This is a genomic window from Acidobacteriota bacterium (assembly GCA_021161905.1).
GTDB lineage: Bacteria > Acidobacteriota > B3-B38 > Guanabaribacteriales > JAGGZT01 > JAGGZT01.
Genome location: JAGGZT010000034.1, coordinates 16,592 through 28,395, shown reverse-complemented (window position 1 = coordinate 28,395; position 11,804 = coordinate 16,592). Strand labels below are relative to the sequence as shown.

The 11,804-nt window shown below is 51.1% G+C and carries 11 protein-coding genes; 6 read left to right on the top strand and 5 right to left on the bottom strand.

The features are described from left to right. The 3 genes from J7L64_04810 to J7L64_04800 all read left to right on the top strand — a co-directional run. The coding region (locus J7L64_04810) for a (4Fe-4S)-binding protein (protein ID MCD6451663.1) at positions 1–234 on the top strand (234 nt) is incomplete at its 5' end. Further along, positions 231–1,088 carry an ATP-binding protein gene (locus J7L64_04805; GenBank protein ID MCD6451662.1) on the top strand — a complete coding sequence of 286 codons (858 nt, stop codon included), beginning with the start codon at positions 231–233 and terminating at the stop codon, positions 1,086–1,088. The genes J7L64_04810 and J7L64_04805, both read left to right, overlap by 4 nt. A gap of 117 nt (positions 1,089–1,205) precedes the next feature. Next, positions 1,206–2,555 (top strand): FHA domain-containing protein, encoded by a 1,350-nt coding sequence (locus tag J7L64_04800; GenBank protein MCD6451661.1) that lies wholly within the window; start codon positions 1,206–1,208, stop codon positions 2,553–2,555. A gap of 5 nt (positions 2,556–2,560) precedes the next feature. Here the strand turns inward: J7L64_04800 and J7L64_04795 are convergent, their stop codons facing one another. The 5 genes from J7L64_04795 to J7L64_04775 all read right to left on the bottom strand — a co-directional run bounded on the left by J7L64_04795 (position 2,561) and on the right by J7L64_04775 (position 7,763). Continuing rightward, entirely contained in the window at positions 2,561–3,085 is a 525-nt protein-coding gene (locus tag J7L64_04795; GenBank protein MCD6451660.1) for an HNH endonuclease, read from the bottom strand. A gap of 181 nt (positions 3,086–3,266) precedes the next feature. Beyond that, positions 3,267–4,409, bottom strand: coding sequence for a 3-isopropylmalate dehydrogenase (locus tag J7L64_04790; GenBank protein MCD6451659.1), 1,143 nt, complete (start codon positions 4,407–4,409; stop codon positions 3,267–3,269). Further along, positions 4,406–4,921, bottom strand: a complete 516-nt coding sequence (locus tag J7L64_04785; GenBank protein ID MCD6451658.1) for a 3-isopropylmalate dehydratase small subunit — start codon at positions 4,919–4,921, stop codon at positions 4,406–4,408. Before J7L64_04785 ends, J7L64_04790 begins: the two co-directional genes overlap by 4 nt. A gap of 20 nt (positions 4,922–4,941) precedes the next feature. Then, entirely contained in the window at positions 4,942–6,204 is a 1,263-nt protein-coding gene (locus J7L64_04780) for a 3-isopropylmalate dehydratase large subunit (protein ID MCD6451657.1), read from the bottom strand. Continuing rightward, the gene (locus J7L64_04775; GenBank protein MCD6451656.1) at positions 6,204–7,763 is read right to left on the bottom strand and encodes a 2-isopropylmalate synthase; all 1,560 of its coding nucleotides are present in this window, start codon (positions 7,761–7,763) and stop codon (positions 6,204–6,206) included. Before J7L64_04775 ends, J7L64_04780 begins: the two co-directional genes overlap by 1 nt. 365 nt (positions 7,764–8,128) lie before the next feature. Here J7L64_04775 and amrB point away from each other — a divergent pair, with 365 nt between their 5' ends. From amrB to amrS, 3 genes are all read left to right on the top strand, one after another. Further along, positions 8,129–9,619 carry an AmmeMemoRadiSam system protein B gene (amrB, locus tag J7L64_04770; GenBank protein ID MCD6451655.1) on the top strand — a complete coding sequence of 497 codons (1,491 nt, stop codon included), beginning with the start codon at positions 8,129–8,131 and terminating at the stop codon, positions 9,617–9,619. A gap of 16 nt (positions 9,620–9,635) precedes the next feature. Further along, positions 9,636–10,661, top strand: a complete 1,026-nt coding sequence (locus tag J7L64_04765) for a DUF362 domain-containing protein (GenBank protein ID MCD6451654.1) — start codon at positions 9,636–9,638, stop codon at positions 10,659–10,661. 137 nt (positions 10,662–10,798) lie between these two features. Next, complete coding sequence (amrS, locus tag J7L64_04760; protein ID MCD6451653.1) at positions 10,799–11,803, top strand: AmmeMemoRadiSam system radical SAM enzyme; 1,005 nt, start codon at positions 10,799–10,801, stop codon at positions 11,801–11,803. Position 11,804 lies beyond the last annotated feature (1 nt).

Sequence of the window (11,804 nt, the reverse complement as noted above, 5' to 3'; positions counted from 1 at the left end):
GTGGCGAGAAAATTCTCCCTCCCCTTTGGGGTGATCATCAACCGGGCGGATATCGGCGATTCCCGAGTGAAGAACTATCTCAAGGAGGAGAAGATACCTCTTCTTCTTGAGATCCCCCATAAGATTGGGATCGCCCGGGGATACTCCGAGGGGAAAACGCTCATCGATATTGACCCCACCTATCGTGAAGTATTCCAGAGGATGATAGATGACATAAGGGGGAAGGAAGGATGAAAAAGCTGGTGGTGATAAGCGGAAAGGGAGGAACTGGGAAAACCACCATAGCCGGTTCCTTCGCTCTTCTGGCAAAGGAGAAGGTGCTCGCAGATTGCGATGTCGATGCTTCAAACCTCCCCCTGATATTGGGGGTAAAGCCGATAAAAGAGGAACCCTTCTCCGGTTCTCAGGTGGCAGTGGTCGATTTTGACCGGTGCACTGAATGCGGTATCTGCGAAAAAAAATGCCCCTTCGAGGCGATATCGGAGGTGAACAAAATAGACCCCTTAAGATGCGAGGGATGCGGCGTCTGTGCCTTCCTATGCCCAGCTAAGGCGATAGAGATGGTGCCCCGGCAGTCAGGGAAGATAATCGAAGCGGAGACGGGATACGGTCCCCTCATCTATGGGGAGCTTGCCGTCGGCGAGGAGGCATCGGGAAAGCTGGTTACCGCGGTGAGGAAAAAGGCGGAAGAACGGGCAGGCGAGCTCTCGATACCGCTGATGATAATAGACGGTTCCCCTGGCATCGGCTGTCCTGTGATCGCCTCGCTCGCCGGGGTGGACTACGCCTTGATAGTAACCGAACCTACCCTGTCCGGGATACATGACCTCGCCCGGGTGATCGCCTTAGCCAAACATTTCCGGATAAAAGCCGGGGTGGTGATAAACAAATACGATATCAACGAGAGAATATCAAAGGAAATAGAGAGCTACTGCGGGAAGGAAGGCACATCCATTGTTGGGAGGCTCCCCTATGATAAGACCGCCTATCAGGCGGTGGTGGCGGGGAAGAGTATCGTTCAATTCCCGGAATCGCCCTTAGCTAAGGAGATAACCAGGCTCTGGCAGAGGGTTCAGTCTATCCTTTAATGAGTAATAAGATATTGACTTCCATCGCCCGAAGGGCTATACTTGAGAAAAGCGAGATTCGGAAGGATAGGTTATCTCTTTTGATAAAGGAGAATAGGCCAATATCGGAAAGGAGAGATGAAGTCGCTTCAATTCCCACGACAAGGGGCGTTATTCGAGGACATTGCTTCTCCGTTGGATAAATTCAACGAGCGGTTTCGTTATGCTCTGAGGGAAAACGCCCTTACCGATGGCTTCTTTTCTCTTAAGGGCGATAAGTCCGATCATTACCTTTTTATCACTGAGGGAAGAATACACAGTGCAGGAACGATCAAAGAGAAGGAGTTTAGTTCGATACCCATTCGGGAATTTTTCAAAAACTACTCCAAACTCTCTGCGCCACTTCTTTCATTCTTTTACACCGATGAGGCATTGGTAAAAAGCATCATCTGTTTATTCCAGCATAGCCCAACGATGCAGGCTACTACTGATCTGGTGGATGTAGAGGAGGTTGTAGAGAAGATTCAAGTGGAGGGGAAGGATACCGTCTTATCCATAAGTGATGGAGAAAAGGTTTCCATCGCTATCTGTATTGGAGGAGAACCAACCGCCCTTTACTTCGCTGAGGAGACGGAGGCGATTCGGGAGGAAACCCCTCTTGAGCAGCTTCTGGTATTCATCTATAGCAAGGCGAAGGAAAAACCCCTTGAAATAGATATCTACCAAGACATTGTGATAAACCCGGCAATAGATTCCGGCTTTCCAGAATTGGAGCTGCCGGAGGATATTGTTGGCTTCTTCACCAGACCAAGACCCACCGTAACCCTCAAGTTAAAGGATAATGTGGTGGGTAGATTCCCCATAAAGGGGAAGGTCCTTACCATCGGAAGGAGCTCAGAGAATGATGTGGTAATTGCCAATCCAGCGGTTTCAAGAAAGCATGCCCGAGTGGTGGAGGAGGGAGGAAAGTTCTACATCGAGGATCTGAACTCGGTAAACGGCACCTTTGTGAATGGGATTAAAGTAACCAAAAAACAGCTTAAACATGGGGATGAGATATTCATCGGAGAGCACCGGTTGATCTTCGAGGAAGGGAAAAAGCCCTCTCCTGGTTTACCAGAGACCGCTACTAAAGACAAAAAAACCGTCCTGGTCGATACTTCCTTCTTCCGCCAGATCCAACAGGCTGCCAATAAAAAAGAAGGAAGGGTTTTGGAACTCGTCTTTCCCAACCGGCGCGTTTTCCGGGTAGACCGCTTCCCCTTCTTCATCGGAACGAGTAACGAAGCTAACCTGAAACTTGAAGGTATGTTCATCGGCAAAGTCCAGGCGACAATAGAGCAGAAAGAGGATGGCTCCTTTGCTATCATTCACCAGGGAGGGTTGAGCTCAACCAAGGTAAACGGGAAGAAGATCACAGAAATCACCCTAAATAACGGGGATAAGATAGAGATAGGCAAGTACCTCTTCACCTGCCGGATAAGATAAAAAGCCTATTTCGCCCCCTGAAGGCAAAGATAAACCCGCCAAGTTTGTGGAATGTATGCTGGATCGATGAGGAAATTCGATCCAACAAAATAAGAAGGGACGCGAGGCTCCCTCAAAAGCTTCATCCCTGCCTCGGAAGGCGTTCTCGCCCCTTTCCGGTTATTACAACCCTTACAAGCGGTCACCAGGTTTTCCCAGGAATGATCTCCTCCCCGGGTGAGAGGAATAACATGGTCCAAGGTGAGCTCCGAGGCAGGAAACTCCTTGCCACAATACTGACAGCGATAACGGTCACGGATGAAGACATTGGTCCGGGTGAGCTTCAGTCTCTTCCTTATCCTCTTTTCTGGTATGAAGTTGATCACCCTGAGTACCGAAGGCACCCTCAAAGAAAGAGAGACGCTCCTTACCTCACGATCGTACTCCTCAATCACCTCCACCTTATTGAGGAAAAGCATAGTGATCGCCCGTCGCCAGTTGATCACATTTATCGGCTGATAGCTCGAATTCAGAACCAGCGTCCGCTCCATTTCCATCACCAGCATAATTTTTAGAATTTCTATTTTATCCTTCTTTTTTCCAACTTACAACAATAAATCTTATTTTATAGCGATCAAGAAAGGTTCCAGTCTCCTCTCTAAAGGGGAAAAATAATATGGGGACAGCCTCATCGGCTGTCCCCTTCATTCTCTATCCCGGATCTTACATCCTCTACATCTCGCCCAACTCCCTGACCTTATCGGCTACTGCATCCCCTACTTCGCTGGTAGTATTACTACCCCCCATATCCCTTGTTCTTACCTTCCCCTCTTCGATAACCCTCTCTATCGCCTTGACGATCAAGTTCTTTGATTTCTCCTCCCCGATCTCAGCCAACATAAGCGCTCCTGCCCAGATGGTAGCCAGAGGATTGGCGGTATTCGTCCCTTTGAGCTCGGGGGCGCTCCCATGGATCGGCTCAAACATCGACACCCCATCAGGGTTTATATTCCCTCCTGGAGCCAACCCAAGCCCGCCCTGCAACATCGCACCAAGATCGGTGATGATGTCGCCGAACATATTTGGGGTGAGGACCACCTTGAACCGCTCCGGCTCCCTCACCAACCACATAGCCATCGCATCTACATAGATAAACTCATATTTTATCTCCGGATATGAGGCTCCTACCTCCGCTACCATCTCCCGCCACAATCCGTACATCTCGGTGAGGACATTTGCCTTATCGACTACATGGACAACCTCCGCTTTCTCCTTCTTGGCGAGCTCAAAGGCATACCTTATAATCCTCTCCGCCCCCCTCTTGCTGGTGATCCCGATCTGATAGGCTATATCCGAACCATCGAGCTCAACATCTACCCCCAACCTCAACTTATAAAGTGACCTCAGCAACTCAAGATGGTGATGGCTCTTTCCCTCCTTAGTCCGCTTCCCGAGCCCGACATAGAAATCCTCCGTGTTCTCTCTCACCACCGTAAAATCAATATCCGCGGGTCCCTTATCCTTCAGAGGAGACCACACACCCTTGAGGAGCTTGATCGGCCTCAGGTTCACATACTGATCGAAGTAGAATCGGGTCTTTAAGAGGATCTCTTTCTCCAGGATCCCCGGCTTTACCCGAGGATCACCAACCGCCCCCAGATATATCGCTTCGCATCTCTCCCCTATCTCCTTAAGGGTTTCCTCCGTCATCAGCTCGCCGGTGGCAAGATACCGATCCGCCCCGATATCGTAGGTTATATACTCCACCTCAAAGTTATGAACCTCCCCCGCCGCCTCGATCACCTTCACCCCTTCGGCGATAACCTCGGGTCCTATCCCATCACCGGGGATCAGCGCTATCCTATGCTTCCTCATCTTCCTTCCTCCAGCTTCCTCTTGATATACCTGAGGAGACCTCCAGCGGTAACTATCTCCATTGCGAAATCGGGCAACGGCTTCAAGCGGTACTCCTCCTTCCTCGTCAAATTCCTCACCAAACCCTCGGCAATATCTATCTCTATCTCATCTCCGGTTCGTATCCTCTTGCTGGCACCAGGACATATAGCCGGGAGCAACCCATAATTTACGCAGTTCCTGAAGAATATCCGGGCGAAGGAGGAGGCGACAACCGCCTTAATCCCCTGTCCCGTAAGGCACCATATCGCATGCTCTCTACTTGAGCCACAGCCGAAATTCTCCCCGCCCACTACTATCTCAATCCCCATCTCAGCCACTTTCTTCGGGAAGTCGGGATCTATCGCTTCCATAGCGTGTTCCACGAGCTCCCTCGGGTCGTCGGTGTTGAGATAGCTTGCCGGGATGATCATATCGGTATCGATATCATCCCGGTCGTAAACATAAGCTTTTCCCTTGATTTTATTTCCCATAGCGCTCACCGAAACATCCTTTACAGGAACTCCCTTGGGTCCGTTATCTCTCCTCTTACGGCAGAGGCAGCAACCGTTGCCGGACTCGCTATATAAACGGAGGATTTCGGAGATCCCATCCTGCCCACGAAATTGCGGTTGGTAGAGGCGATGGCTACCTCCCCAGCAGCGAGAACCCCCATATGGGCACCGAGACAAGGACCACAGGTAGGGGTCGATACCGCTGCTCCTGCCTCAGTGAAGATGTCGAAAAGCCCTTCCTTAAGAGCTTGCTTCCATATACTCGTGGTCGCTGGGATCACTATCATCCGTACGAAGGGAGCAACCTTCCGCCCCTTCAATATCTTAGCTGCCTCCCTTAGATCCTGGATCCTCCCGTTGGTGCAGGAACCCACCACCGCCTGATCTATCTTCACCCCTTTGAGCTCACCAACCGGCTTCCCGTTTGAGGGGAGAGGAGGAACCCCCACCAGGGGCTCAAGGGAGCTCACCTCGAAGCAATGAACCTGGGAATACTCCGCATCGGGATCTGAACTGACCGGGTCGAACTTCTTGTTCGTCCTCTTACTGAGATAATCGAATACCTTCTGGTCTGGATTTATTATCCCCACCGTTGCTCCCGCCTCCACAGCCATATTGGTGATGGTAGCCCGGTCTTCCACCTCCAACTCATCTATCGTCGAGCCAGCAAACTCGAGAACCTTATCCGTTGCTCCGGAAACGCCGATCTGCGACAATACATAGAGGATCACATCCTTGGAATATACCCCCTTGGGAAGCTCACCCTCTACCACCACCTTGATCGTCTCCGGAACCTCCAGCCATAGCTTTCCCGTGGCGATCGCCGCAGCGAGCTCGGTACTTCCTACCCCCCAACCGAAGGCGCCCATAACACCGTGGGTACAGGTATGAGAATCGCCAGCTACCACTATCATCCCAGGACCGATATGCCCCTGTTCAATCAACATCGTGTGGCAGATGCCGTGCCTGCCTACCTCGTAATAGTGCTTTATGTTGTGCCTCTTTACCCAATCCCTAAGGCGCTTGGCGAGATCAGCGCTTCTTTCGTCCTTGTTGGGAACGAAATGATCCGGGGTCACCACTATCCTCTCCGGATCGAACACCCTGTCGATGCCTAATTTCTCCAGCTCGCTTATCGCAGGTGGGGTGGTAACCTCATGCGCCAGAACGAGATCTATATCCACATTCAGCAACTCGCCTGGGGAAACTCTTTCCCTCCCCGCGTGTTTTGCCAGTATCTTCTCGGTAATCGTCGCCCCCACTACCGCTCGCCTCCTTTCTCGTTCCTCTGGAAGCTAAGGGCTTTGTTCGCTCCCTTAAGCATTGCCATTGCACTTGCCCTGACCACATCCTCGTTCACCGCCCTTGCGGAGAAGATGTTCCCATCCTTATCCGCCAGCTTTATCGATACATCAGCCAGAGCATCCGTTCCTCCAGTAATCGCCTTTATGTGGAAATCGACCAGTCGTAGGGAGGGATCGATTACACTCTGGATGGCATGGCTCAAAGCATCGACGGAACCGACACCGGTTCCCACCCCCATCTTGGTTTCCCCCTCGATGGATAGCTTCACCGAAGCGGTGGGGGTGAACCCGTTCCCTGTCGCCACTATGAACTCTTCGAGCCTTATGACCTGCTCCTTCTCTGAGAGGCGATGGATAACATCGTTGGCGATGGCGATCACATCGTCCTTCTCCACAAACTTCTGCTTATCTGCCAGCTCCTTCACCCTTGCTGTTATCTCGTTGATCTGCTCGTCAGTGAGGGTATAACCCTCCTCTTTCAATAAAGCGGTTATCGCGTGTTTCCCGGAGTGTTTCCCTATAACCAAGCTCTCCCCACTCCATCCCACCATAGCAGGGGTCATTATCTCGTAGGTCTCCCTACTGCAGAGCACGCCGTGCTGGTGGATCCCCGCCTCGTGGGCAAAGGCGTTCTCTCCAACCACTGCTTTGTTCCTCGGAATCTCTAAACCGGTCAGGCTCGATACCATCTTACTGGTGCGGTAGATCTCCTTCGTATTTACCCCAACTTCCACATTGAAGTAATCCTTCCGCGTTACCAGGTTCATCACCACTTCCTCGGTAGAGGCGTTCCCCGCCCGTTCTCCTATCCCGTTTATACAGCATTCCACCTGGGTTGCTCCGTTCTTTACCGCAGCGAGGGAATTGGCAACAGCATTTCCCAAATCGTTGTGGCAATGGACACTTACCGTTACCTCCTTCATCTCGGGTACGCGCTCAAAAAGCTCCCGGATCATATTCCCAAACTCCCCTGGTTCCGCATAACCCACCGTATCCGGGATGTTCACCACGGTTGCCCCTGCATCGATCACCGCTTTCAACACTTCGGCAAGATAGTCGATCTCCGTCCTCGTCGCATCCTCCGGGGAGAACTCGACATCGTCACAATAACTCCTCGCCCTCTTCACCGCGGCGACGGCTAATTTGAGGATCTCCTCTTTACTCTTTTTCAGTTTCTTTTCTCGGTGGATGGGAGAGGTGGCAATGAAGGTGTGAATCCTTGGCCTATAGGCGTTTTTCACCGCTTCCCAACAGCGATCGATGTCAGCATCATTCGCCCTCGCCAGCCCGCAGATCACTGGACCCTTCACATTCTCTGCGATCAACTTCACCGCCTCGAAATCACCCTGAGAAGCGATGGGGAACCCCGCCTCGATCACATCAACCCCCAATCTCGCCAACTGCTTGGCGATCATCAACTTCTCCCTATCAGTAAGGGATGCCCCGGGGCTCTGCTCACCGTCCCTGAGGGTTGTGTCAAATATCATCACTCGCCTTCTATCACCTTGCTCCTTCATTTTGGTAAACCTCCCCTTTAATTTTTTATTAAGCCAGATTTCCTCTATTTAGGTTATAGGGGATTTTAGGCTCTCTCTTGGCCCTTCTTCCGTAGGTTTTTAATGGTGATAGATATCATTTCACCCCCCCTCCCACCTGATATTAACTGCGGATTTTTACACAAGAGATATTTGATGTCAAGCAAAAAATTATCCCGCAGTGAGGGGCTTTAACTGTAGATAAATTAAGGAGGAAACGGAGATTTTCAAAGAAAGATAACCCATTCACAAAAAAGAAGATACCCCCTCTTCTGATCAAAGGGCGCGTTTGCAATCACCCACCTTTCGGCTTATAATGAAGTCCAGAAGAAAAAAGAGGGGAGAAAATGAAACGAACCGTCATCTTATTGGTGATAATCCTCCTTCTGGTGGCGGACTTCGCCCTTCCCAACGAGAAGACGCCCACCAAGGTGAGGAAATCCGCCATCGCTGGGAGCTGGTATCCTGCGGACAAGGCGGAATTACAAAAGATGTTATCGAGCCTTTTTTCTCGGGTGCCCAAGGTCAACTTCTACGGTGAAGTAAGAGCGCTCATCGTCCCCCATGCCGGTTACCAGTACTCCGGTCCGGCAGCGGCGATGGCTTATGCCACCATTCGCGGGGAGGATATAAGAAGGGTTATCATTATGGGACCCACCCACTATACCTACTTCCACGGTGTATCGATCCCGAAGGTAAAGGCTTACGAGACACCACTCGGCGAGGTCCCCCTCGATTGGGAGAAGGCAAGAAAACTCCTAAAGCACAAACCATTCACCACCTACCCCGAGGCACATAAACGGGAGCACTCGGTGGAGATACAGCTTCCTCTGCTCCAAACAATACTTGCGGGAAAGAAATTCACCATCATCCCAATGGTGTTCGGGGAATTAAGCGAAAAGGATTACGACAAGGTAGCTAAAGCAATAGCACCCCTTGTCGATGAACATACCCTTATTGTGGCGAGCTCCGACTTCGTCCATTACGGGCGGAGGTTCAATTACACTCCGTTTACCAAGGAAATAAAGAAAAACTTGCAAAAACTAAATTACGGGGCGATAGAGAGGATAGTGAACTTCGACTTTACCGGTTTCCTAAAATACAAAAAGGATACCGGCGCCACCATTTGCGGTTTCCGCCCCATAGCTACTCTTCTTAAGATCCTTGACAAGAATTATTATGCGGAGGTCCTGTCCTATTACACCTCGGGGGAGATCACCGGCAACTATACCGATTGTGTCTCCTATACCTCGATCTGCTTCACCCCCAGACGGGAAAAACTGCTTCCTCAGGAGAAGGAAACTCTGCTCAAGTTAGCTCGGGATACCCTCCGCTCCTACCTCACCGAAAAGAAAAGCCCCAATGTCACCTTAGATAGATACGATATTACCCCAAAGCTCCTCGAGAAAAGTGGGGTCTTCGTCACCCTGAAAAAGAAGGGAAAGCTAAGGGGCTGTATCGGTTATATCCAAGGAGTTCTACCCATCTACCGGGCGGTGATCGCCAACACGATAAACGCTGCCACCCGCGACCCAAGATTCCCTCCGATGAAACCCTCGGAGATAGATAAGGTGGAGATCGAGATTTCAGTCCTCACTCCGCTCAAGAAGATATCCGACATCTCTGAGATCGAGGTAGGGAAACACGGGCTCTACTTAGTGAAAGGGGCGAACGCCGGACTTCTCCTCCCTCAGGTTGCCACCGAGTTCGGCTGGAATAGAAGACAGTTTTTAGAAGCGGTATCGGAGAAAGCGGGGCTGGAAAAGGATGCCTGGAAGAGAGGGGCGGAGATATACATCTTCGAAGCACAGGTATTCTCAGAGAAGAAAAAACACTGATCCAAAAGAGGGAAAGATGGGAAAAGCCAGTCGTCGAGAATTCATAAAGAAGCTTCTCGCCTTACCTCCGCTACTCGGGATCGGCATAAAGAGAAGAGGAGCTAATACCTTCTCTTTTCCTATCGCCCAAACTCCTCCCTCTACCCCTACTGCCGGGAAATCCCGGGTAGTGCTCGTGAAGAACGCTCGGGTGATCGATGGAAGAAACAGGGTGAATCGAACCGTCATCTCCAAGATGGTGAACCAAGCGGTAATGAATCTTACCGGGAAGAGCGATCCAAAATCCGCCTGGGAGATGCTCTTTTCCCCTGCCGATATCGTGGGAATAAAACTCTCCTGTCTTGCCGGAAGACCGCTCTCCCCGAAACCGGAACTCGTCTCAGCCATAGTCTCTGGACTTACACTCGCTGGTATCCCGGAGGAGAACATCATCCTCTGGGAAAGGACGAGCCGGGAGCTTAGACGAGCGGGTTTCACCATCAGGAAATCGGGGAAAGGGGTTCGCTGTTATGGTACCGACGAAGAGGGAGTGGGTTATGAGGATGCCCCTCGTTTCTCCGGCGAGGTGGGAAGCTGTTTCAGCAGGATCCTCACCGAGAGGATAACCGCTCTCATCAACCTTCCCATAGTGAAGGACCACGATTTGGCTGGGGTCTCTATCGCTCTTAAAAATATGTTCGGTGCCATCCATAATCCGAACAAGTACCACGATAACAACTGCGATCCCTACATCGCCGATCTGAACAACCATTATGTGATAAGGAGCAAACTCAAACTCGTCGTCGCCGATGCTCTCATCATCCAATATCATGGAGGTCCATCGTATAAACCTCCTTGGGCTTGGCGATATGGGGGGATAATCGTGAGCAAAAACCCGGTAGCGGTTGATGCCCTTGGCGCCGATCTGATCGAGAAAAAGAGAAAAAAAGAGGGGCTTCCCTCATTAGCCGACGAAGGAAGACCTCCGAAGCATATAAAAACCGCCGCCTCCTACGGATTGGGGGAGGCAAGGCTTGACAGGCTCGAGATCATAAGGGGTTGATAGCTATGGAAAAAGAAAACGATTTTACCAGACGGGAATTCCTCAGCTCATCCATAAGCGCTCTCTGTGGCTTAAGCCTTGGGAGCGCAGTTTTCGCCGAGAACATCGTCGCCCTTCCCCTATCCGATAAACGGTTTATCAAAAAGGCGCGCTACTTTAAGAAGCTCCCAGAAAAGAAGGTGGAATGTACCTTATGCCCTCGAGGCTGTAAGGTGGCTGACCTCGAACGAGGTTATTGTGGTTGTCGTGAGAACCATAATGGCACCTATTATACTCTGGTTTACTCCCGCGCCTGCGCCGTGCACATCGACCCAATAGAAAAAAAGCCCCTGTTCCACTTTCGCCCTGGAACCCGTGCCCTTTCCTTCGCCACCGCCGGCTGTAATATCGAGTGCAAATTCTGTCAGAACTGGAACATCTCCCAGTTTCGTCCGGAGCAGATTAAAGCCCTTTACATCACCCCAAGAAAGATGGTGGAGATAGCCAAGATCAACAACACTCCGATAATCGCCTACACCTACACCGAACCGGTTATCTTCTACGAATATATGTACGACACTGCAGCCCGGGGGAAGGAGGAAGGGATCGAGAGCGTGATGATAAGCAACGGGTACATAAAGAGGGAGCCGATGCGGGCGCTTACCAAGGTGCTCTCCGCGGTGAAGATAGACCTAAAGGCGTTCACCGAGAAGTTCTATCGAGATGTCTGCCACGGCGAACTAAAGCCGGTGCTCGACACACTCCTTCTCTTAAAAGAGGTGGGCATCTGGTATGAGATAGTCGTCCTACTCATCCCTACCCTAAACGACAGTGAGAAGGAGATAGATGCGATGTCCAAGTGGATCAAGAAGAATCTGGGCGCAGATGTCCCGGTTCATTTCTCCCGTTTCTTCCCCACTTATAAGATGACCAACCTTCCCCCAACCCCGGTTGCCACCCTGGAGCGGGCGAGGAAGATCGCTATGAGCAATGGGCTTCACTTCGTCTATGTAGGCAATGTCCCGGGGCACCCAGGAGAAAACACCTACTGCCCTGGCTGTGGTAAGGTCCTCATCAGGAGAATTGGGTTCAAGGTTTTAGAAAACAACATAAAGCGAGGAAAGTGTAAGTTCTGCGGAAGGAAAATACCCGGGAGGTGGTAGA